This window comes from Alcaligenes sp. SMD-FA (assembly GCF_025960365.1).
In the GTDB taxonomy this organism is placed as follows: domain Bacteria; phylum Pseudomonadota; class Gammaproteobacteria; order Burkholderiales; family Burkholderiaceae_B; genus Alcaligenes; species Alcaligenes aquatilis.
This window is the reverse complement of the sequence record NZ_CP110108.1, coordinates 4,057,286-4,079,230: the sequence shown is the minus strand read 5'-3', so window position 1 is coordinate 4,079,230 and position 21,945 is coordinate 4,057,286. Positions and strand designations below refer to the sequence as shown.

Annotated in this window: 17 protein-coding genes and 4 tRNA genes; 14 read left to right on the top strand and 7 right to left on the bottom strand. The window is 50.2% G+C overall.

Annotated elements, in window-relative coordinates; all coding sequences use genetic code 11:
• Window positions 1-38: 38 nt before the first annotated feature.
• From OKX01_RS18765 to OKX01_RS18755, 3 genes are all read right to left on the bottom strand, one after another.
• Window positions 39-1,064, bottom strand: coding sequence for a hypothetical protein (locus OKX01_RS18765; protein WP_264672240.1), 1,026 nt, complete (start codon window positions 1,062-1,064; stop codon window positions 39-41).
• Between the two features lie 165 nt (window positions 1,065-1,229).
• Window positions 1,230-2,018, bottom strand: a complete 789-nt coding sequence (locus OKX01_RS18760) for a PhzF family phenazine biosynthesis protein (protein WP_094198202.1) — start codon at window positions 2,016-2,018, stop codon at window positions 1,230-1,232.
• A gap of 258 nt (window positions 2,019-2,276) precedes the next feature.
• Window positions 2,277-2,630, bottom strand: a complete 354-nt coding sequence (locus tag OKX01_RS18755; protein ID WP_021447165.1) for a MarR family transcriptional regulator — start codon at window positions 2,628-2,630, stop codon at window positions 2,277-2,279.
• A gap of 561 nt (window positions 2,631-3,191) precedes the next feature.
• On the opposite strand from OKX01_RS18755, the gene OKX01_RS18750 reads away from it, so the two are divergent.
• Window positions 3,192-4,109: a pyridoxal-phosphate dependent enzyme gene (locus tag OKX01_RS18750; protein WP_094198201.1), complete on the top strand. Its 918-nt coding sequence runs from the start codon at window positions 3,192-3,194 to the stop codon at window positions 4,107-4,109.
• 212 nt (window positions 4,110-4,321) lie between these two features.
• Here the strand turns inward: OKX01_RS18750 and OKX01_RS18745 are convergent, their stop codons facing one another.
• The 3 genes from OKX01_RS18745 to OKX01_RS18735 all read right to left on the bottom strand — a co-directional run bounded on the left by OKX01_RS18745 (window position 4,322) and on the right by OKX01_RS18735 (window position 7,956).
• Window positions 4,322-5,323, bottom strand: coding sequence for a DUF4105 domain-containing protein (locus OKX01_RS18745; RefSeq protein ID WP_234354363.1), 1,002 nt, complete (start codon window positions 5,321-5,323; stop codon window positions 4,322-4,324).
• A 196-nt stretch (window positions 5,324-5,519) separates the two neighbouring features.
• Complete coding sequence (gene asd, locus OKX01_RS18740; protein ID WP_125277259.1) at window positions 5,520-6,368, bottom strand: archaetidylserine decarboxylase; 849 nt, start codon at window positions 6,366-6,368, stop codon at window positions 5,520-5,522.
• 220 nt (window positions 6,369-6,588) lie between these two features.
• Window positions 6,589-7,956 carry a diguanylate cyclase gene (locus OKX01_RS18735; protein WP_094198199.1) on the bottom strand — a complete coding sequence of 456 codons (1,368 nt, stop codon included), beginning with the start codon at window positions 7,954-7,956 and terminating at the stop codon, window positions 6,589-6,591.
• A 1,481-nt stretch (window positions 7,957-9,437) separates the two neighbouring features.
• On the opposite strand from OKX01_RS18735, the gene OKX01_RS18730 reads away from it, so the two are divergent.
• Window positions 9,438-10,496 carry a metallophosphoesterase gene (locus OKX01_RS18730; protein ID WP_230019553.1) on the top strand — a complete coding sequence of 353 codons (1,059 nt, stop codon included), beginning with the start codon at window positions 9,438-9,440 and terminating at the stop codon, window positions 10,494-10,496.
• A gap of 1,243 nt (window positions 10,497-11,739) precedes the next feature.
• Here OKX01_RS18730 and OKX01_RS18725 read toward each other — a convergent pair.
• A complete protein-coding gene (locus OKX01_RS18725; RefSeq protein WP_230019554.1) occupies window positions 11,740-12,909 on the bottom strand; it encodes a methionine aminotransferase in 1,170 nt (389 codons plus the stop codon).
• Between the two features lie 856 nt (window positions 12,910-13,765).
• Between OKX01_RS18725 and mnmG the strand changes: the two genes are divergently transcribed.
• The 12 genes from mnmG (at window position 13,766) to rplK (ending at window position 21,944) form a co-directional block, all read left to right on the top strand.
• Entirely contained in the window at window positions 13,766-15,682 is a 1,917-nt protein-coding gene (gene mnmG / locus OKX01_RS18720) for a tRNA uridine-5-carboxymethylaminomethyl(34) synthesis enzyme MnmG (RefSeq protein WP_094198196.1), read from the top strand.
• Entirely contained in the window at window positions 15,679-16,350 is a 672-nt protein-coding gene (gene rsmG / locus OKX01_RS18715) for a 16S rRNA (guanine(527)-N(7))-methyltransferase RsmG (RefSeq protein WP_230019556.1), read from the top strand. The genes mnmG and rsmG overlap by 4 nt, the downstream gene beginning before the upstream one ends.
• Window positions 16,351-16,352: 2 nt before the next feature.
• The gene (locus OKX01_RS18710; protein ID WP_094198194.1) at window positions 16,353-17,168 is read left to right on the top strand and encodes a ParA family protein; all 816 of its coding nucleotides are present in this window, start codon (window positions 16,353-16,355) and stop codon (window positions 17,166-17,168) included.
• Between the two features lie 29 nt (window positions 17,169-17,197).
• Complete coding sequence (locus OKX01_RS18705; RefSeq protein WP_108726977.1) at window positions 17,198-18,136, top strand: ParB/RepB/Spo0J family partition protein; 939 nt, start codon at window positions 17,198-17,200, stop codon at window positions 18,134-18,136.
• Between the two features lie 602 nt (window positions 18,137-18,738).
• A tRNA-Tyr gene (locus tag OKX01_RS18700) sits at window positions 18,739-18,825 on the top strand.
• 56 nt (window positions 18,826-18,881) lie between these two features.
• Window positions 18,882-18,955 (top strand) — tRNA-Gly (locus OKX01_RS18695).
• A gap of 38 nt (window positions 18,956-18,993) precedes the next feature.
• Window positions 18,994-19,068: transfer RNA gene (locus OKX01_RS18690), tRNA-Thr, on the top strand.
• A gap of 43 nt (window positions 19,069-19,111) precedes the next feature.
• Window positions 19,112-20,302 carry an elongation factor Tu gene (gene tuf, locus OKX01_RS18685; protein WP_094198179.1) on the top strand — a complete coding sequence of 397 codons (1,191 nt, stop codon included), beginning with the start codon at window positions 19,112-19,114 and terminating at the stop codon, window positions 20,300-20,302.
• A gap of 95 nt (window positions 20,303-20,397) precedes the next feature.
• Window positions 20,398-20,473, top strand: a tRNA-Trp gene (locus OKX01_RS18680).
• A 45-nt stretch (window positions 20,474-20,518) separates the two neighbouring features.
• On the top strand, window positions 20,519-20,899 hold the full coding sequence (gene secE, locus OKX01_RS18675) for a preprotein translocase subunit SecE (protein WP_009464327.1): 381 nt from the start codon (window positions 20,519-20,521) through the stop codon (window positions 20,897-20,899).
• Window positions 20,900-20,908: 9 nt separating this feature from the next.
• Window positions 20,909-21,442 carry a transcription termination/antitermination protein NusG gene (gene nusG, locus OKX01_RS18670; protein ID WP_003800839.1) on the top strand — a complete coding sequence of 178 codons (534 nt, stop codon included), beginning with the start codon at window positions 20,909-20,911 and terminating at the stop codon, window positions 21,440-21,442.
• Between the two features lie 67 nt (window positions 21,443-21,509).
• On the top strand, window positions 21,510-21,944 hold the full coding sequence (gene rplK / locus OKX01_RS18665) for a 50S ribosomal protein L11 (protein WP_003800842.1): 435 nt from the start codon (window positions 21,510-21,512) through the stop codon (window positions 21,942-21,944).
• Window position 21,945 lies beyond the last annotated feature (1 nt).

Genomic DNA, 21,945 nt, shown 5'->3' with positions numbered 1-21,945 from the left:
CAGATTACAGGTAAAAAAAGCCAAAATCAGGCCGTTAACTAGTGAAAATCGTCCAAAATTTGGCCGCTGAGCAGTTCGTGGAATTGTTCTTTACTGTGATCCGAACCCTCACCCGCCGGCAATACCATTTTCAATAAAAGGGGCCACTGCGGGTAAAAACGATAGTTGGGTGTAGACACACGCGTACCGGCCAAATAGGGAAATCCACCGAATTGAATTTCCTGGGCCAATCGCGCTTGGGAGAGATAAAGCAGGTCTTTATTCTTATCGACCGAGAAATAAGCGCGCTCCAACGGCAAGTTCCAGGCACGGACCTGCAAGCCCTCTGCCTCAACGCGCACCATCCAGCGATCCTGATCCCGCTCTCCATTCGTATACAAGGTCCCAGCGGGTCTGGACTGCACCAAAGTACCCGCAGGTAGCTCCAGAACGAAGTCTGGAGCCGTACTCATATTGGCGGCCGCCGCATAAGGACTCCAGCCTGTAATTTGATTGCCTTTGGCCAAAAAACAGCTGACAAAACGAAAGCCGTTCATTTCCATAGGATCTTGTTCCATTTCAAGCACTTGATTGCCATCACACTGCCAACCCTCCAGCGTTGCATCGCCTGCCAGATGCAGTTTCCAACTGGAGTTTGGCAGATCGGGCCGGGGGCGCTCAAATGACAATACAAGAGCGTTGCCTATCTTCACAGCCTCTGGAAAACGGGCCCAGGACACGCTGTCTGGGTCGCCCCACACACTCAATTCCAGCTCTGTTCCGCTTGGCATATCCACCCCGGCAAAGCGGCCCGGCTCTTTTAAAACATGTTGCCGGCTAGCCAGCTCCTGTTGCTGCTTTTTTTCAAACCGATAGCTCTCCCATTGAAAAACGCTGTAGTAAGCCGCCAATACCAATAAGGGGAGCAAAAACAGGATTCGCGGCCAGGGGTTTTTCTTAAAGTTTGCCCGGCGTCGTGGCTGCACTAAAAGCGAAACCGCCCAGACCAACAGAAAAAACAGTGCGATCGGGCCAAGCGTAAGAATCAGCAAAAGTATCGAGGAGAAGGGCGCAACAGGAATCATAAGAGATCAAAAAAACATAAAAAGCCGTCATAAAGAAAACCGAACCAAAATACGCTGGCTTGTCTTTCTAACGGCTGTGCTGATAGCACGGTACTGCTGCAAGGAAAGGGCGTTACATACAGGGGAACAGCAATGCCAGGCCTGCTTATAACGCCTTAGGCCGTCTTAACCGACCTGGATATGGCCTTCCATATACATGACGGCCTGCCCCTTCAGAAACACGCGATCACCCTCTAAAGAGCAATCGAGCACCCCGCCTCGAGAAGAAGCTTGAAACGCCAGTAAATGGTTTTTCCCCAGAATAGGGGCCCAGTAAGGCAGCAAAGCACAGTGCGCCGAACCCGTAACAGGGTCTTCCTCAACACCGTGACCAGGCGCAAAAAAGCGGCTGACGATATCAAACTGGCCCGAGCCTGGCGCAGTCACAATACACCCTTCACAACCGCTGGCCAGCATGGCCGCCGTATCCACCTGCAGCTCTCGTACCTGCGCTTCCGTCTCCAACACGGCCAAATGGGTGAAGTCATTACGCCACAACTGCGCAACCTTGGTACCCAAGGCTTTTTCCAGCAACGGATTGTCATCCACACGGATAACAGGGCGCACAGGCAAGTCCATGACATAAGCCCCCTGGTCACGACGCACCGTCAACGCACCACTCAGGGTATGAAATACCACCTGGCTATCCTGGGGACGCACATGCTGCAGTACGACTGCCGCACTGGCCAAGGTGGCGTGACCGCACAAGGGCACTTCTACCGTAGGGGTGAACCAGCGCAGACCAAAGTCCTGGCCTTGTGGTACCAGAAAGGCGGTTTCCGCCAGATTGTTCTCTCCCGCAATCGACTGCATCAAGGCATCGTCAGGGAACTCGGACAACAACACCACGGCAGCAGGGTTGCCTGCAAACAAGGTGTCAGTAAAGGCATCGACCTGATAGATGGGTAAGCGCATTCTGCCTCCAAGCCTGGAAATTCAATATGAACCCTGAGTATAGAAAAATAGACTCTTTACAGGCAGGTAAATCTTGGAGCAAGCGTCTTGTTTTTATCCCTTCTTTTTTGTGCTGGGCATGCGGACTCGTTGGATAAATGCGTGTTTGCATTCCATTGCCTGCACCCGAACGCGTCCAACGCATTAGCTTCAAGCCAAAAGCTTATTGTCTACAGATACTGGAATTACACACAATGCATCACCGCATTATTGGTGCAATCAGACATTGGCCGCTTCTAACAGGCAGGCAGAAAGACGGTCAAAATGCAGCAAGGCCGCTTGGCTCAAATCAACTTGTTTGCGGCGCGTGTCCTCCGTATCACTGAGAACGATCCAGCCTTTCTCGCGCATGGACTTGAGCCGGGTGTGTATGGTCGCTGGCGATCCCAGCCGCTCTACGGCCATGACATCGCGTACCGACAAACGCAAACAATCTTTTGACGCCTTGGCAACCAGCACCAAGATACGCTCTTCAAGAGGGTCCAGGCAGGGCAAGCAAGGCAGGGTATGCAGCGAATCGGCGAGCTGCAAAAAACGCATATATATATCAGCAGGTCTGGTAGCAGTTTTCATAACAAAATCTTTATTCCTTTAAGAGCCGCTACAACAGCGCCTTTTCTAGAAATAAGTTCTGGTTATTATTGTTTTTATTCCGATCAGGCAAAGCAAAAAACAACCCTGCTTTATGGCCGGAGTGATTGGAATGGTTTTTTGTGCGTATCACGCATCTAAAATTAAACGCTTGAGACCGGGCCTGCATCCTATGTAGAAAGAGGTCTTGAGTCGGGCAGTTTGGCTAGCATTTTATCAGATAAGCCCTTGATTTAGCTTAGACACTACGGTTCCGAAGAAGCTAAATTGTAAGAAGGTGCAGACTATCAGACAGATAGTAAGCTGCCTCACATTAAACGCTAATAAAGAGACTGGGTGCAAAGAACGAGGGCAGTTACCGAACCCAGGCTCTTTGCTATAAACATCCTTACCAAATCGTTTCCCGCACGCTTGACCTGACCGCCACCAGACACTGCTCAATATTTTCAGCCACATATGTTTCAGACCGATAAAATGGGGTGAACAGGGCCTTGAGCACTTATCATGCCCCACAGATCACTATAAAATCTGGAACGATAAGAAATGATTCTTCACCTTGAGACACCACTTATTTACTCACATGCCTTGAGCGAACCACTAGGCAAACAAATCTGGTTGAAAATGGATGCATTGCAACCTAGCGGATCATTCAAAATTCGCGGTATTGGGCACCTATGCCAGCATCACGCTGAACAAAACAAGAAACGCTTTATCATTTCCTCGGGTGGCAATGCAGGGATTGCTGTCGCTTACGCCGGGCGCCGGCTCACCATACCCACCCTTGTCGTCGTTCCCGAAAGCACCAGCGAACACGCCAGACGCCTGATTCAACGGGAAAAAGCCGAACTACACGTGGTCGGCAAGAACTGGCAGGAAGCCCATGAATATGCGCTGACCCTGGTGCAAGAAGATGATGCCTTAATCCATCCCTTTGACGACCCTTTGCTTTGGGAAGGCCATGCCAGCCTGATTGCTGAAGTAGCCCAAATGGGCGTGCAGCCCGATGCCGTCTTGCTGGCGGTAGGGGGAGGAGGCTTGCTAAGCGGCGTCGCCCAAGGTCTGCGAGAGCAGGGTTGGGACAAGACCACCATTATTGCTGTCGAAACCGAGGGCACAGCCAGCCTGGGCGAATCAGTGCGGCAACGCCGGCACATCACACTAAGCCAGGTCAGCGGGGTTGCCACCTCGCTGGCAGCTCCTCGTGTTTGCGATCAGGCATATGCCGTTAGCCAGTCCCATCCCACCACCTGCATTCAGGTCAGTGATGCCCAGGCCGTCAGCGCTTGTTTACGTTTTCTGACCGACCATCGTGTTCTGGTGGAACCCGCATGCGGCGCAGCGTTATCGACCTTGTATCTAGATCACGAGGCCTTAGCCCCTTACAAAAATATTCTGGTTGTTGTATGTGGTGGCAACACCATGACGCTAGAGCAACTAGTGCAGTGGCGGGCAACTCCTTAAGCCGCCCCAGGAAAAAGATCTCACGCAGTAAGATTTATTTTTTTCAAGCCAAGCTTATTCCTTAAGCCGGAGATTTGAAATAAAAAACCCCATCATATGTTTTTTTACATGATGGGGTTTTATTTACTTCTTTGTTTTTGAAACGATCTAATTATTAGATCATAACAAGAAAAACATATGTTTCACGTGGAACAAAAGCACCTAAAACAGCCTTAAAAGGGCTTTACGAGAGGCAAACCCTGTCGAATTAGGGCTGAGAAATCCTGCCCTTCCCGCTGTGACAAGGCTCTTGGATTGATGTAACCCAGTTGCTTCAGTTCCTGAAAACTATGGTCGGGTGCCAAAGCATTCAAACCATACACATACTCGTCCAGATAGCCCGACGCCAGCACACGCCAGTCCCACGGTACGCCATCCACGATCCTGGAGACCATGTCATAAACAATGGTGGTGCAGTTAGCCGTCAACGTGTTGTAGAAACGGGGAGTAGTCTGCAATTGCTGGCCTTGCTTTACATACGACAAGAACAAGGCCTGCATAGCGGGTTTAGCTAAATCCACGCTGTACATGTATACGTCTTCGCCGCGAATATTACTGCGAGTACGCACAATATCCTGCTCTGTTGCCGCGACAAGACTTAACTCAAAGTCTTTGAAAAAACCGCCTATTGCAGAAAAAGCCTCATGCTTTTCCTTGCGTATCTCTACCGAAAACACCACATGGCGCCCATCTTCAAACCCGAAAGACACCAGGGTATGGGCAATCACTGGCCCCATCCAGTACGAAAGAAACATATCTACCGATTTGAGTGTCTGCAAATCATAGTCCTGGCTTATCCAATGCTCGTCAAAATCGGTCTCACTGCGCCAGGTAAAGTCACGCACATTGTGCAAAGTCACAATCGAACCATTGACCTGTCCATCGCTTATTCTGGCGACATCAGGAGCCCATTCCCGGTCATTACTAGGCACAATACTGCTCCACCAGCCCACTAGCACCAAAAAGCCCAGCGCCTGAGGCACAAAGAGCCAGTTCTTGCCCTTACCCAAGGCGTACAGACTCAGTACAGCCACCGCGACCCAGCCGGCCAATGCCAGCCAGCGCCCAAGGCTTGCCGAAAGCTGAAATTGCAGTGCAAGCGTCCCCCAGACCGCTACTACCAAGACCAATAACAAGACCAGAATCTTGATCACCATCGCCCCCCACCTTTTCATACCTACTCCACCTACACCTTAAATACAAATTGATTTTTAAGCGCTGAACCGTCAACCATGCCCCCACGCTACGCCTTCGGCTTGCTACCCCTCAGGAGGAGTTTTTTGCCGAGGGCGCCGAGCCTTGGGGCGGCCCGACGACAAAAAAAAACCTGTGTCCACTTGAACACAGGTTTTACTCATTAGAAAACAGGGTTTAGCCCTGATAGCCCATCGCCTGACCTTGACGAATGACGCCTTGCGGCTGCCAGCCAGGATCAAAGCGGTATCCGCTTTCTTTAGGAAACAGCATCACAACGGTAGAACCCAGCAAGAATCGACCCATTTCTTGCCCCTTTTCCAAGGCGATACCCTGGCCGTCATAATTCCATTCGTGAATCTTGCCATCACGCGAGGCATTCACCACACCGTGCCAAACCGTGACCATACTGCCCACCACCGTCGCCCCCACCAGCACCAGTACAAAAGGGCCTTGCTCGGAGTCAAAAAAGCAGACCACACGTTCGTTACGCGCAAACAGGCCAGGGACACCACGCGCTGTCGTAGGATTGACCGAGAACAAGTCACCAGGCACATGAATCATGCGCTTGAGAACACCCGCGCAAGGCATATGCACCCGGTGATAGTCGCTGGGACTCAAATACAGGGTTGCGAACACCCCATCCTGATAGCGAGCAGCCTCCTTGGCGTCACCACCCACCAAAGCGATGGTTGAATAGCTATGGCCTTTCGCCTGGAACACCTCGGCGCCCTGAATAGGCCCCAGTTGGCTAATAGCACCATCGACAGGGCTGACCAGTGCCGTATCCGCGATAGGGCGGGCGCCCGGGCGCAAGGCGCGGCCAAAGAACTCGTTAAACGTAGTGTAGCTGGCTGGATCGGAGTTTTCCGCCTCACTCATATCGACCTGGTAACGGTCAATAAAGCGCTTGATAGCCCAGGTCGTACGCCCGCCCAAGGGCTTAGAGGCCAAGCCGCCTAGAAACTCGGTCAGAGCCTGCTTAGGAAGGAGATACTGGGGTAGAACAGCCAAACGGGGATGCATAAAATCAGCTCGCAAACAAATCCTGCTTCAACCTGAGGCCAAAGCATTGATGCCATTCAATGTAATTGTGTTTATCGCACCACATCCGGCCCGGGACAAGCACTTCACAGGCCACACACAGTCAGAAATCAGGCGGCAAACACTGGCAAGAACAGAACAATACGCACTTGTAGCACAGGTTGCTGCCATACGACATAAAAGGGTGGGCAAGCGTGCCCGGTCAAATGTACACAACCCGATCGCGGCCTTCTTCTTTGGCTTGATACAAGGCGCGGTCAACCCGGCGCAACGTACGCTCGTAATCCGGGTGGCCATCGTACAGGGCCACGCCAATACTGGCAGTGATATTCATGCTCTCCCCATCCACAACCCGGAAGGTTTCCGCATGAATGCGAAGACGCAAATTGCGGGCAGCACGCACTGCTCCATCCCCATCCACATCGACCAATACCAGGAGGAACTCCTCGCCGCCAAGACGGAATACATAATCACCGGCACGAGCACTATTACTGAGCAGCTCGGCAAACTGACGCAAGATGCGGTCGCCCGCATCATGTCCGTAGGTATCATTGACACGTTTGAAAAAGTCTATATCCACGGCCAGCAGCGCAAAACGCGACCCCCGCTGCTGGGCATAGCCCACTTCACGGCTAAGCACTACAGGTAGGTATTTGCGGCTTAACAGGCGGGTCAACACGTCCCTGCCAGACTCCAGCTCGTTTTGCTGCTCAAACAAGCGATCCAGGTGCAAACCAATCGCCCGGGTTCGATCACGCAGCTCGTGCAAGCGCGAAATCTGTCCTTTCGTGTCCCCTTGTTCGAACGCGGGCATCAACTCGGTATCAATCAGGTTCATCAGATCCAGGATCTCACGGCTCTCTACCGTGCCCTGAAACGCATGAGCGCCCTTATGTTTGAACCAAATACCGAAGTCCGAATCTCCAATTCGCGGGGCAGGCGTCACGCCATTGTTGACCGCCATCGCAAACATAAAGAGATTTTCCCAATCCAGCAGTGCGGCACGCTGTCGCCCACGCTCGGCCGCCGCGTTCTGCACAATGGCAAACAGGCGATAAGACTCTTCAGCACGGGATTTACGCTCACGAGAATTGGCATAGGCATGGCTCATCAGCTCCATCGCCAAGTCAATAAAGCTCTGAACGTAACGAAAGCACTCCCACGCTTGCTCAGAGCTGACAGTCGAGGACTCAAACAAAAAGCGGGCATAACGCCCCTTGAGCAAGCGTGCGCCGCGCAGCACCAGATGAACAGGTACCCCCACCCGTGCGTGGACCTCGCCAACCTGATTTTGCAGCCTGACCTGGTCCTGCATATCACTGTGCTCATCTACCGAAAACAGCTGAACCAACCAACTGCGCAAGGAACGATGCAAACGCTTGTGCACCTGTTCATGTGACAGATACACCTGCGCAGCAGGATGCTTGAGCATATGCGTATAAAAGTGGGTCGCAAGCTCGTCCTGGTTATCTTGAGTGATAGTCAGCACATGAGCACGGACTGCCAGGGGCACTTTCTGGAGCAAGCCATGCCAATCCTGAGCGGCTTCTTCGATATTCGGTTGAGACATGAAGTACGGGGTGAGTAGCGAGACGATACTTAAGGATTAAACAGCCTTGGCGGCAATTGTTACATGAGGGGAGGTTTCGCGCTATTTCTTATAGCGATACAAGCCACAGGCTAGCAGGAGAATACCCTTGCTATTGCCAAGGAAAAAACATACCCCTTAAAGATAAGTGGGTGATACCACCCGCCGCGACAGCAGCATAGTGTCTATGCACTCAAGCAAGCCCCTGTTTTGCCTCACTGTGGCGGCGATCTGTGCTTCAAACTCAAGGCTTTGTCGCCCCAATGCCCTGGAAGTTCCACGGTGAGCAGATTGTCCTATCAAAGCAGATAGCTGACTAAACAAATTACCCGCTATCGCCAAAAAGCCACGCTCGGCATCCAGGCTGAGAACGGTCGATCAAGCATGCCCAGGCTAAAGAAGCTGAAGCAGGCCGAGACAGAATCTGGGTTTATATCCAATACAGAGAAAACATCCAGATCTACATGGCCACAGCACGCCGGGTCGGGTCGGGTCGGGTCGGGTCGGGTCGGGTCGGGTCGGGTCGGGTCGGGTCGGGTCGGGTCGGCAGATAGGTTCCACCGTTAAACCTGATCATTCAATGTTTATTGCTCTGCTCCAAGCCATTCTTTTATTTATCTACAAAGCGAAGAAAGAAATCAACTGATAATCAAAGAAAATAGCTGGAGGACAGGGATAAACAGATTCAAATTATTGATTAATTTCTTTTTTTTAAAAAAATATTAATCAACAAAAAAACTGTCTATATAAAGGAAAGACGAATAGCAAGAAAACAATCCAACTAACAATTAAAAACAATAAATCGGACTGCTAATTTTTTATTTCCTGTAGATAAAAATAAAAACTAGGGTGAAAAACAAAACCAATATATTGAATCACAAAGATAGGAGTTTGTTTGGGCCAGAGAAACTAATAACGGTCGTGATAGGCCAACTTATCCACAGGCTTGCATAACAAAGAAATCCACAATTTTATTAACAAAATAGATTAAGCCAAAAATGAAAATATGGAATCTATTAAAAATAACCGTTAATAAGAAAGTGAATAGTTTGTGGATATTATAAAGGCTTAATTCTTGCTCAAACAGGGTACGGGTACAAACACCGACCTCAGCTCACCCAGACGCTCCCTGAAGGGGGGATCCAGCCAGAAAATCAGTCAAGGATTGGGCAAAAAAGCTATATTTAAGGCCACGACTAGCCTTGAAGCCCTGTGGATAAGCTCCAAGAAGGCCTGTTGTGGACGTGCTGTGGATGAAAGGGGGATAAGTCACCTATCTTTGTAGACCTCAAAATTTGTCCAGTTTTGGTCCACCGACTCCATCAAGGTGGTACACAGGCAAAAATGTTCAATAAGTCACTGAAATTAAAGGTAAATTTTCATCTATGCGACTTATCCACAGACACCCATTATCCATTACCAGTTATATATATAGTTATTATTAAATAAAGATATCTTCACCCATGCCCAACTTTCTTGTACAGCCCTTACCTTCAGGTTCTTTAGACATCATCGGCGATGTACATGGAGAACTTCAGGCCTTGCAACAACTGATCCAAAATTTGGGCTACCAAGAAAATGGCTCTCATCCAGAGCAACGTAGTCTGATATTCGTGGGAGATTATTGTGATCGAGGTCCAAACAGTCCGGCAGTCATTGAATACCTTAAGTTCTTGATAAATAAAAATAAAGCAAAAGGAATATTAGGTAATCATGAAATCAATCTGCTGATAGACGATGCAAAAGATGGATCAGGTTGGTATTTTGACCAACGATATCAGTCAGATTTAAAAAATTACTCGCCATTTACGCGTGTAAAACCAAAGAATAAAGATGAAATTAAAAAATTTTTAAGCTCATTACCTATCGTATTAGAAAGAAACGACCTCAGAATTGTGCATGCCGCCTGGAATAATTCAGCAATTGATGCTATTCGATCGGTTAAAAGCGAAAATTTTCTTGATTTTTTCTTCGAATGCGAGCGTAAAGCAGATAATTATGCAGAAAAAGAAGGAATTCTGGATAAATATCTAGCTGCAAAACAGGAATGGAAAGAAAAAATCGAAGATCCAGAGGCGTTGGTGCCGTTATTGCAGGCCTACATTGACTACGATTTGATCAAAAATGACTTCAACCCCATCCGTTTGCTCACTTCCGGGACTGAAGGACCGGCAAATCGTCCCTTTTTTGCGGGTAACCGATGGCGTTTTTCCGACCGTACCCCTTGGTGGGACAGTTATCAGGACGATATTCCGGTGATTTTTGGTCATTATTGGCGCCAGCTTTTTCCTCAGCCGACAGCGAAAATGTCTAAATACTCCTTGTTATTCAAGGATATAGATCCTTTTTCCTGGCACGGAGCGAAGAAAAACACATTTTGCGTGGATTTTTCCGTTGGGGCTCGCTGGCGTGATCGCCGTAAAGATCAGGAGCCCGAAGACTCCGCCTTTCACCTGGCCGCTTTGCGTTGGCCTGAGAAAATCATCATGACGGACACCGGTTTTACGTATCCAACCCGCTAAATTCACTTTTCTGCTCGCTGTTACAATTTTCTTTTCTGTGGATAAGCTCTAGGAAGGGCATTGTGAACAGGGTGTGGATACATAAGGCATAAGTAGGTGCTTCTTTGTGAAGTCTAAAAGTTGTACCTAAACCATCCACCGGTAAGCGTTAGATCTATCCCCGGAAAAAAAAGGTCTAAGTTCTTGTTTTATCGTTGTTAAAGACACTTGTTCGACTTATCAACAGGCCTCCATCCATTAATTCTAATAAAAGATTTAAGTGCTTGTTATATAAGATAAGTTCAACTCCTTGCAGGCCAGGCCCCAACCCTTTGCAAGCCAAAAGTTCTCGACTAAGATGCAGTCCATGAACAAAAATCACGATCTTGCTCGAAGCTGGCTTATGCGACTTTTGCATGCAGGAATTTGAACCGCAGAAGTTAAAAATTCATTTTCAGCATCAAGCAAGGTCGACTTTGCTATCAAGTCACTGGGGGGTTTCGTCAGTATGAGAAAAACTCAAATAAAGGGTCTGATAGCAAAAGAGGGGAGTTCTATCTGGAAGACTTGTTTGGCCAAGTATTGACTATGGTTTCAGGGATTGCTGCGCCTGGAGCTTGTACTAGGCCAATCTTGTTTGAATTTTTGACTTATCCACATTTTGTGGGTAAGGCGTGTGTTGATGCTCACACTCGTCTTACGTTGTTGGAAAGGGCTTGATGAACTGTGTATTTTCACAGATAGACAGTAAGTGAAAAGTACGTAGTTTTGTAATAAGTCCTTGTTTTATATCTATATTTTTCTTTATTTTAATGTTGAAGTCGTTTTCTTTGCTGATGGTGGGGACTGAAACGCAGAAGCTGTAGCGTTGGCTTGTGCTTGTTTTTATCAAAAGAAAAGAAGTGATAACTGGGCAAAAAATCAGGTTTACCCCCAAAGTTATCAACAGGATGACTCTTGAAGACTGAATTGCTTGTTTCACCTTTGACGCTTTGTGGGGTGCAAAACACGGGTTTTGTGGTTCGTGTTCCATGTTTTGGGTCTCAAAACGCTTGCGATGTTTTGCAGTGCAGCGATCCGTCTTTTCTGGCTGCGAAAGGACAGATTAGCGCTGTCGTACTTGTCCACAAAAATCGGGAACAAAAAAACCCCACGCTGCGCCTTCGCGCTTGCTGCCCCCCAAGGGGAGCTTTTTGCCTTGGGGCGGCCCGGCGGCAAAAAAAAACGCCTATCGGCGGTTTGAAAAACAAGATGAAGAGAGGCTCTAGACCTTTTTTAAGCGTTCAATAGCCTGATCTAAGGTGTTGTGCTGCTTGGCAAAGCAAAAACGCAGTAAACGATGGTTAGCCTGTGCAGAATTGGGTTCCAGATAAAAGGCTGAGACAGGAATCGCGCCTACTCCGTAGTTCTGGTTCAGGTACTTGGCAAAATCCAACTCGGACAGCTCCGAAATATTTTCATAGCTGGCCAATAGGAAAAAAGTCCCTTCACTGGGCATAGGTGTGAAGCGGGTGTTTTGCAGACCTTGGTGCAAATGATCGCGCTTTTCCTGGTAGAAAGCAGGTAGGCGCTCCCAGGTAGCAGGATCCTGCATATAAGCGGCCAAACCGGCCTGTAAAGGGCTGGGAACGGTAAAGACAGTGTATTGATGGACCTTACGGATTTCCGTGCTGAGAATGGCTGGAGCACAGCAATAGCCTACTTTCCAACCTGTAGCGTGGAAGGTCTTGCCAAAGGAAGAAACGATCACTGCTCGTTCCGCCAGACGGGGACGGGTAGCCAGACTTAAATGTTCTTTCTGATCGAAGGTCAGATGTTCATAGACTTCATCGGACAAGATGATCAAAGGATGCTTTTCTACAATCTGTTCCAACGCATCCAGGTCCTGGGGCTGCAATAGGGTACAGGTCGGATTGTGCGGAAAGTTAATCACCAGCATGCGAGTCTTGTTGGTGATGGCTTTTTCCACACGCTCCCAATCCACGCGGTAGTAAGGTACAGACTCGCTAGGCGCTGTCATGGGCACGGTAACAGGAATACCTCCTGCTAGCTCGATGGCGGGGATATACAAGTCATAGAAGGGCTCGATGACAATGACTTCATCGCCTGCATGCACAAAGGCTTGAAAACTGGCCATCAAGGCCTCGGTCGCGCCACTGGTAACGGTAATCTCCGTATCCACGTTATAACAGTGGCCATACCGAGCGAGTGTCTTGTTGGCAATAGCTGCCCGCAGGGCAGGGTAGCCAGCCATGGCGGGATATTGGTTAATACCATCGAGCATGGCTTGGTGTACGGCCTCAATCAGAGCCGGATCTGGATTGAAGTCTGGAAAGCCTTGTCCGAGGTTGATCGCTTTGTACTCCAGGGCCAATTGGCTCATGGTAGTAAAGATAGTGGTGCCCACAGAAGGGAGCTTGGATGTGATCTGCATGGGTCAACGGATAGGAATAATAAAAATGCACCCGTGCTTCAGATTTGAGCAAAAGTTGGGCGGCGTAGTATCAGATAAATTCTTGACGAAAATACCATAGATTCCACGCTTTTCCGTTGATCGTGGAACCCTGGGTTCAGGACAGTTTCTTACATCGATATAGCTGTTCCCTATATACAGTCCGAACTTTGTTTTTCTGGTGTGTCTGGCAGCCCCGTTGTGACTGCAGGAATTTTTCTGATAGACCTGTGTCTTAAACCTGAGCGTCTAATCAAGCTTCATATTCTCAGACAGACCGGAGATAAAACGGCATTTTTTAAAGCACTGCCTGGTCTCGCTCACAAGCCTGGTCTTGTCTGAAGGATCTCTTTTTGTTAATTGATTTTGTCTGCAGACAAAGTAGTCAGATTGGCAAATTGGGAGCTATCCCTTCTCCTTCTCAGCGCAAATTCCCTTGTCACCTGACTGTTGCGCTGTGCTCCTATTTATCCGGCAGTGTTTTTTTGATTGTTCTGTTATCCACAATTTTGCTCTCTACTTGGATTGCCTTTACCCACTTGCTGGAGGGTAGCCGCTTAGATAGCTACTTTTATGGGGTTTAAGGGTGATAAGCGCGCCTTTTATAGCTTCGCTCCTGGGCGTGTTATGGTCAAAAAAAACCTTTGAAAGCATAACCCACGCGCCGTAGTCGGGCCTGGGGATAAAAAACGGTCTGTTTCTCCACAAAGTTATCCACAGTGGTATTTACGCAAAAAACTGTGTTCCACGTGGAACAGATATTGGTTTCATGTGTTTCACGTGGAACATCCAGTGCTGGTAATCGTATAATTGATTTTTATTTTTTAGCTGTTCTGACATGATTTATCCCGAAGAGTTTGACGTTATTGTCATAGGCGGCGGACATGCTGGTACCGAAGCGGCTTTAGCGGCAGCTCGAACCGGTGTGTCTACCTTATTGTTAACCCATAATATGGATACCTTGGGGCAGATGTCCTGCAACCCTTCTATTGGGGGGATTGGCAAGGGGCATTTGGTTAAAGAAGTGGATGCGCTGGGCGGGGCGATGGCTTTGGCCACCGACCATGCTGGTATTCAATTCCGCACCCTGAATAGCTCCAAAGGGCCAGCCGTGCGTGCAACGCGTGCACAGGCAGACCGCTCTTTGTATCGCAAAGCTATCCGCGAGGTTCTGCAGAATCAGCCCAACTTGATGGTGTTCCAGCAGTCGGTCGAAGACCTGATTGTGGAAGGTGATCGGGTGGTAGGGGCTGTCACCAAGATTGGTTTGGAGTTCAAAGCCAAATCCGTGGTTCTGACGGCAGGTACCTTTTTGAATGGCTTGGTCCACGTAGGTCTGAATAATTACTCGGCAGGCCGGGCCGGGGATCCCCCCTCCATCAGTTTGGCCCACCGCCTGCGGGAACTGCAATTGCCACAAGGGCGATTGAAGACAGGGACCCCTCCACGCATTGATGCCAACACAATCGATTTTTCTCGTCTGGAAGTTCAGCCAGGCGATAGTGATCCGATTCCGGTGTTTTCCTATATGGGTGATGTTTCCATGCATCCCCAGCAGATGCCTTGCTGGATTACGCACACCAATGAGCGTACCCACGATATTATTCGCTCGGGCCTGGATCGCTCGCCCATGTATAGCGACCAGGGCACCATCGAGGGTATTGGCCCACGTTACTGCCCATCGATTGAAGACAAGATTCATCGCTTTGCAGACAAGAGCAGCCACCAAGTGTTTCTGGAGCCTGAAGGCTTGAGCACGACTGAGATTTACCCTAATGGTGTCTCCACCAGTCTGCCTTTCGATATCCAATTAGCAATGGTGCGCAGTCTGCCTGGCTTGGAAAATGCCCGTATCATGCGTCCCGGCTACGCGATTGAGTACGATTATTTCGATCCCCGATCTCTGTATCCGACTTTGGAAACCAAACAAATTCGTGGCTTGTTCTTTGCCGGCCAGATTAATGGCACGACGGGTTACGAAGAAGCAGCCGCACAGGGCTTGTTGGCTGGGGTGAATGCCGCCCGTTTGGCGCAAGATAAAGAACAGTGGTACCCACGCCGTAACGAGGCTTACCTGGGTGTGTTGGTAGACGATTTGATTACCCGTGGGGTGACCGAGCCGTACCGCATGTTTACCTCTCGCGCGGAGTATCGTTTAAGCCTGCGGGAAGATAATGCCGACCAGCGACTGACGGAAATGGGTCGCGAATTGGGGCTGGTGGATGATGTCCGCTGGGATCAATTCAACCGTAAGCGCGATGCTGTCGCACGTGAAATTGAGCGCTTGAAGGGCACCTGGGTGAACCCTCGTAGCTTGCCCGCTGACCAGGCCAATGCACTGTTAGGCAAAAATATCGAACGGGAATACTCTTTCTTCGATTTGCTCAAGCGTCCCGAAGTGGACTATGCAAAGCTAATGGCTGTACTCAATGATCAAGGTGCCCCCGTAGCAGGCCCCGGTCTGGACGATCCGGTGTATGTTGAACAGGTTGAAATCCAAGTGAAGTATGCAGGCTATGTGGCGCGTCAACAGGACGAGGTGACTCGTCAGGCAGCGCTGGAAGAGCAGGGCATTCCGGAAGATTTGGATTACGACGATATCAAGGGATTGTCGATTGAAGTGCGGCAGCGTTTGAAGGCTGCAAAGCCTTTGACCATTGGCCAGGCCGGACGTGTTCAGGGTGTGACACCTGCGGCGGTGTCTTTATTGCTGGTTCACCTGAAGCGCAAGCAAAAAAACAAACAAACGGTATGAGCGACATTTTTTCAAAACGCCTGAATCAGGCCCTGCTGGATTTGGGTCTGGATCAGGATCCTGCCTTGGTGCGCAAGCTACTGGATTATATTAATCAGTTGCAGCGCTGGAACCGTACCTATAATCTGACTGCCCTGCGTGACCCAGATCAAATGCTGGTGCAACATATTTTTGATAGCCTGTCTATTGTGCGCCCGTTTCAGAATTACCTGGCCGGCCACAATCAATCGGCTCAAGAATCGGTTCGGATTGTGGATGTAGGGTCAGGGGCTGGTTTGCCGGGTGTTGTTTTGGCAGCAGCATGTTCCACGTGGAACATTACTTGCATTGATGCTGTTGAGAAAAAAATGGCATTTGTTCAACAAATGGTGGGGGCTTTGGCCTTGCCTAATTTGTCGGCAATGCATGTGCGTGTAGAGCAGCAGGAACCCATGCAGGCAGATATTGTGGTTTCCCGAGCTTTTTCTTCGCTGCTTGATTTCGTGAATTTGGCAGGCAGGCATGTTCGACCAGGTGGGCGCATTGCAGCTATGAAGGGTAAAGAGCCTGACTTGGAAATAGCCGCATTGCAATCGGAAAGTAACTGGCAAGTCGAACGAATAGAATCATTAACCGTACCGGAGCTAGAGGCACAGCGTTGTCTAGTGTGGTTGGTGCAGCAAGGATAATCATGAGTAAAAACGACGAAAAATCTCCCCGTGCCTATGTGTTCTGTATTGCGAACCAAAAGGGTGGGGTAGGCAAGACAACCACCGCGATCAATTTGGCCGCTGCACTTGCGGTACTGAAGAAAAAAGTTTTGTTGATTGATCTGGATCCCCAGGGCAATGCCACTATGGGTAGCGGTATTGATAAGAACAACCTGTCTGGCAATTTGTACCAAGTACTGATTGGCGATGAAAGCATTGCTAATGTAAAGATACATTCAGAAACAGGTGGTTATGACGTCTTGCCTTCCAATAGGGAGTTGTCGGGCGCGGAAATCGACCTGATCCAGATGCAAGAGCGCGAGCAACAACTTAAACAGGCTCTGGCACAGGTGCTGGACGATTACGATTTTGTGCTGATCGACTGCCCACCTACCTTGTCGCTGTTAACGCTCAATGGCCTGGCTAGCGCGCATGGGGTCATCATCCCCATGCAGTGCGAGTACTTTGCTCTGGAAGGGCTCTCGGATCTGGTCAATACGGTTAAACGGGTCTATCGCAATATCAATCCGGATCTGCAGTTGATTGGTTTGCTGCGGGTGATGTTTGATGGTCGTGTCACCTTGCAGCAGCAAGTCTCCAATCAGATCGAGACCCATTTTGGCGATAAGGTGTTCAAGACGGTGGTGCCACGTAATGTGCGTTTGGCTGAAGCGCCAAGTCACGGTATGCCAGGTATTGTCTATGACAAGAACTCCCGGGGTGCCAAGGCCTATATGGACTTTGGCAAAGAGCTGATCAAGCGCTTGAAGAAAGACTCCCGCAGCGATAAGGCATAAGGCACACAAGAATCAATAGGAATGTAAGCATGGCTACACGAAAACCAAAAGGTCTAGGTCGAGGCTTGGATGCCTTGCTCGGCGCAGACACAGGCGCTATCGCAACTATAGGGAAAAAGGGCGAAGCGGCGGTAAGCGATGGCCCGCCTTCCAACCTGCCCGTTAAGCTGCTGAAGGCAGGGGTATATCAGCCGCGCACTCGAATGGACGAGGGAGCCTTGAATGAGCTGGCCGAGTCCATTCGCGCCCAAGGTGTGATGCAGCCAATTTTGGTGCGTCCCTTGTCGGGTAAGGATAAAGGCAAGTACGAGATCATCGCTGGTGAGCGTCGTTTCCGCGCGTCGCAAATTGCAGGTCTGGAAGAAGTCCCCGTCCTGGTGCGCGAAGTTGGCGACGAAAATGCCGCCATCATGGCTTTGATTGAGAACATTCAGCGTGAAGATCTGAATCCGCTGGAAGAGGCACAAGGCGTCAAACGTCTGCTGGACGAGTTCGGGCTGACCCACGAGCAGGCTGCTCAGGCTATTGGCCGCTCGCGCTCGACCACCAGCAACCTGCTGCGTCTGATTAACCTGGCAGAGCCTGTGCAGATTATGCTGCTGGCCGGGGACATCGATATGGGGCACGCCCGTGCCTTGCTGGCTATGGACGCTGCTCGTCAGATCATGCTGGCCAACGAAGTGATTGCCCGCCGTCTGTCGGTACGAGAAACCGAGAAACTGGTTGCCCGTGCCCTGCATGAGGATGACGAACCTGCCAACAAACAGGCTCAGAACAAGGCCAGTCGCAATGGGGACGTACAGCGCTTTGAAAAAGTGTTGTCTGACCACTTGGGGACTAAAGTGACCTTGAAGGTGGGGGCCAAGGATAAAGGTCAGCTGCAGATCGCGTTTCATGGCTGGGAGCATCTGAACGCCTTGTTGGAAAAGCAGGGCCTGTCATCCCTGCTGGAGCAAACGAACGATTAAGCCAGGCCCGCATTAAGCTACAAACAATGCGATTGCCATTGAAAGAGCCGACCACAGGTCGGCTTTTTCGTTGTTATGAGCCGCGTTTTGTTAATGGTCCGCAGCTTCCTGTAAAAAAGAAGCGGCAAGAAGGAGATGGATTAGAAAAACTTCTGAAATGATGGATTTCCCCTTCCTAAAGCTGTTGGACAATCCAACCTTGTTTGCGGGACTGCTCATGGTTGCATGATTATTCAGATTGCTTGCTTGTGCTCCAGCCAGTAGAAAACAGCAAGATAAGGACCTTAAGGAGGAGAAGGAAAGAGTAGGGAAGATGCCTGAAAGCCGGATTAAAAGCAGAAAACCTGATGTCGTATCTTTTGCTTACAAAAATAAGCCCTGAAAACAAGAAAAAATCTATGTGTTTACCCGCATTCCGTCCTGTTTGTCTGGTTTTGAATGCGCTCAAAAATGGTATCCCCGGCGCCCCAAGACAGTGGCAAAACCAGTAAGGAAACCGGTCAAAATCAGTTTTTTTTTAGATTTTCATCGAATTATTCGGTTTTATTCGTAAAAGACTTGACGACTTCGCAAAACATGCCCATAATTCGATTTTCGCTTCGGGTGGGATGTCCGAGTGGTTAAAGGAGGCAGACTGTAAATCTGTTGGCCCTGCGCCTACGTTGGTTCGAATCCAACTCCCACCACCAGCACTTTTCTAAAGTCAGCCAGCAAGGCGGCTTTAGGAGAGGGTGAAGAAAAGTCTGCGGGTGTAGCTCAATGGTAGAGCAGAAGCCTTCCAAGCTTAAGACGAGGGTTCGATCCCCTTCACCCGCTCCAGGTTTAAAATCTTTGGCCATTCTGGGCTGAAGTTGAATGCCCATGTGGCTCAGTGGTAGAGCACTCCCTTGGTAAGGGAGAGGTCACGCGTTCGATCCGCGTCATGGGCACCACATCTCTCTTCTCTCTATCGTTCTATCCCTTCAGGAGTCTGCCATGGCTAAAGGCAAGTTTGAACGGACTAAACCGCACGTCAACGTCGGTACTATCGGTCACGTTGACCACGGTAAAACCACTCTGACCGCTGCAATCTGCACGGTTCTGTCCAAGGCATACGGCGGCGAAGCACGCGATTACTCGCAGATCGACAACGCCCCTGAAGAAAAAGCACGTGGTATCACCATCAGCACCTCGCACGTTGAGTACGAGACGCCTAACCGTCACTACGCACACGTTGACTGCCCCGGCCACGCTGACTACGTCAAGAACATGATTACGGGTGCTGCCCAGATGGACGGCGCGATCTTGGTTTGCTCGGCCGCTGACGGCCCAATGCCCCAGACTCGCGAGCACATCCTGCTGAGCCGTCAGGTTGGCGTTCCTTACATCATCGTGTTCCTGAACAAGGCCGACATGGTTGATGACGAAGAGCTGATCGAACTGGTTGAAATGGAAGTTCGCGAGCTGTTGTCCAAGTACGACTTTCCAGGCGACGACACCCCGATCATCAAGGGTTCGGCCAAACTGGCTCTGGAAGGCGACGAAGGCCCATTGGGCAGCCAAGCCGTTCTGGCTCTGGCCGATGCGCTGGACAACTACATTCCTACGCCAGAGCGTGCCGTTGACGGTACTTTCTTGATGCCTGTTGAAGACGTGTTCTCGATCTCCGGCCGTGGTACGGTTGTGACCGGTCGTATTGAGCGCGGCATCATCAAAGTCGGCGAAGAAATCGAAATCGTGGGTATCAAAGACACGGTCAAGACCATTTGTACCGGCGTTGAAATGTTCCGCAAACTGCTGGACCAAGGCGAAGCTGGCGATAACGTTGGTTTGCTGCTGCGCGGTACCAAGCGTGAAGACGTGGAACGTGGTCAGGTTCTGGCCAAGCCCGGTTCGATCAAGCCACACACGGACTTTGACGCCGAGGTGTACATTCTGTCCAAAGAAGAAGGTGGTCGTCACACGCCTTTCTTCAAGGGCTACCGTCCTCAGTTCTACTTCCGTACGACTGACGTGACCGGCACCATCGAGCTGCCAGAAGACAAAGAAATGGTTCTGCCAGGCGACAACATTTCGATGAAAGTGTCCCTGATCGCTCCTATCGCCATGGAAGAAGGTCTGCGCTTCGCTATTCGCGAAGGCGGCCGTACCGTTGGCGCTGGCGTGGTGGCAAAAATCATCAAGTAAAAAAAAGAGTAGTAATTTTAGGCGAAAGAGGTTAATATCCTCTTTTGCCTAAAAGCCAAACATAGCATTTAGCGCGCTATGGTTTGTCGCGGTATAGGGGTATAGCTCAATTGGCAGAGCGTCGGTCTCCAAAACCGAAGGTTGAGGGTTCGATTCCTTCTGCCCCTGCCACCACAGTCACTCGCCACCACCTCGCGTGGCGTCACTCGTCGGAATATGTCGAATACCAACGTAGAAACCGTTAACCGAGGTTCCGAGCGCATCAAGCTGGGCCTAGCGGTCCTAGTCGTCGCCGCCGGTATTGTTGGCTATTCCGTTCTGGATGGTCAAAATTCACTGGTTCGCGCTGGGGTATTTGTTGCCAGCTTAATCGTCGCCGTATTAATTATCTGGTTTAGCGATACAGGCCGTCGCCTGGTCGCTTTTTCTCGTGATGCTTATACGGAAGTGCGTCGCGTTCACTGGCCATCCCGTAAAGAAGCAACACAAATGACAGGTATTGTCTTTGTGTTTGTTGCCGTTATGGCCATCTTGTTGTGGCTGATTGACAAAGGGCTCGGCTGGATCATTTATGGCCTGTTGCTGGGCTGGAAATAAAGGGCACACATGAGCAAACGCTGGTATGTGGTTCACGTTTATTCCGGCATGGAAAAAAGCGTGCACAAAGCTCTGGTGGAGCGCATTGAACGCGCTGAACTCCAAGAAGCGTTTGGTCGCATTCTGGTTCCATCGGAAGAAGTCGTTGAAGTAAAAAACGGCAAGAAATCAATTACAGAGCGACGTATTTACCCCGGTTACGTTTTGGTCGAGATGGCTTTGACCGACGAAACCTGGCATTTGGTAAAAAGTACGCCGCGCGTCACCGGCTTTTTGGGCGGTTCCGGTAACCGTCCCGCTCCCATCTCCGAGCGCGAAGTGGAAAAAATCCTGTCGCAAATGGAAGAGGGCGTTGAAAAGCCACGGCACAAAGTGTTGTTTGAAGTGGGTGAACTGGTGCGCGTCAAGGACGGCCCGTTCGCAGACTTCAACGGTAACGTCGAAGAAGTTAACTACGAGAAAAACAAGGTTCGTGTCACCGTTACTATTTTCGGCCGCGCTACCCCTGTCGAACTCGATTTCGATCAAGTCGAAAAGACCTGATTAATTACAACCCCCGGGAAGCCTGGCGCAGTCTGTGTCAGGCGTCATCACCCGCAAGGAGCTAAGCATGGCGAAGAAAATCGTCGGCTTTATCAAGCTGCAAGTCCCAGCTGGTAAGGCAAACCCATCCCCTCCAATCGGTCCAGCGCTGGGTCAGCGCGGTCTGAACATCATGGAATTCTGCAAGGCGTTCAACGCCCAGACACAGGGTCTGGAACCCGGTCTGCCAATTCCTGTGGTGATCACCGCTTTTGCTGACAAGAGCTTCACGTTCATCATGAAGACTCCTCCAGCAACCATCCTGATCAAAAAGGCTGCTGGTATCAAATCCGGTTCTGCACGTCCTAACGCGGACAAAGTCGGTACACTGACTCGCGCTCAGGCTGAAGAAATCGCCAAGACCAAACAACCCGACCTGACCGCCGCCGATCTGGACGCCGCTGTGCGTACCATCGCTGGTAGCGCTCGCAGCATGGGCATCAACGTTGAAGGGGTGGTGTAAG

Excerpts from the sequence above, each read along its gene's own strand:
- OKX01_RS18765 (WP_264672240.1), bottom strand. The coding sequence starts at position 1,064 with ATGATTCCTGTTGCGCCCTTCTCCTCGATACTTTTGCTGATTCTTACG.
- OKX01_RS18745 (WP_234354363.1), bottom strand. The coding sequence starts at position 5,323 with ATGAAAAGGTGGGGGGCGATGGTGATCAAGATTCTGGTCTTGTTATTG.
- OKX01_RS18710 (WP_094198194.1), top strand. The coding sequence starts at position 16,353 with ATGAGTAAAAACGACGAAAAATCTCCCCGTGCCTATGTGTTCTGTATT.
- OKX01_RS18750 (WP_094198201.1), top strand. The coding sequence starts at position 3,192 with ATGATTCTTCACCTTGAGACACCACTTATTTACTCACATGCCTTGAGC.
- tuf (WP_094198179.1), top strand. The coding sequence starts at position 19,112 with ATGGCTAAAGGCAAGTTTGAACGGACTAAACCGCACGTCAACGTCGGT.
- OKX01_RS18725 (WP_230019554.1), bottom strand. The coding sequence starts at position 12,909 with ATGCAGATCACATCCAAGCTCCCTTCTGTGGGCACCACTATCTTTACT.
- asd (WP_125277259.1), bottom strand. The coding sequence starts at position 6,368 with ATGCATCCCCGTTTGGCTGTTCTACCCCAGTATCTCCTTCCTAAGCAG.
- secE (WP_009464327.1), top strand. The coding sequence starts at position 20,519 with ATGTCGAATACCAACGTAGAAACCGTTAACCGAGGTTCCGAGCGCATC.
- rplK (WP_003800842.1), top strand. The coding sequence starts at position 21,510 with ATGGCGAAGAAAATCGTCGGCTTTATCAAGCTGCAAGTCCCAGCTGGT.
- OKX01_RS18755 (WP_021447165.1), bottom strand. The coding sequence starts at position 2,630 with ATGAAAACTGCTACCAGACCTGCTGATATATATATGCGTTTTTTGCAG.
- mnmG (WP_094198196.1), top strand. The coding sequence starts at position 13,766 with ATGATTTATCCCGAAGAGTTTGACGTTATTGTCATAGGCGGCGGACAT.
- OKX01_RS18735 (WP_094198199.1), bottom strand. The coding sequence starts at position 7,956 with ATGTCTCAACCGAATATCGAAGAAGCCGCTCAGGATTGGCATGGCTTG.
- OKX01_RS18760 (WP_094198202.1), bottom strand. The coding sequence starts at position 2,018 with ATGCGCTTACCCATCTATCAGGTCGATGCCTTTACTGACACCTTGTTT.
- rsmG (WP_230019556.1), top strand. The coding sequence starts at position 15,679 with ATGAGCGACATTTTTTCAAAACGCCTGAATCAGGCCCTGCTGGATTTG.
- OKX01_RS18705 (WP_108726977.1), top strand. The coding sequence starts at position 17,198 with ATGGCTACACGAAAACCAAAAGGTCTAGGTCGAGGCTTGGATGCCTTG.
- nusG (WP_003800839.1), top strand. The coding sequence starts at position 20,909 with ATGAGCAAACGCTGGTATGTGGTTCACGTTTATTCCGGCATGGAAAAA.
- OKX01_RS18730 (WP_230019553.1), top strand. The coding sequence starts at position 9,438 with ATGCCCAACTTTCTTGTACAGCCCTTACCTTCAGGTTCTTTAGACATC.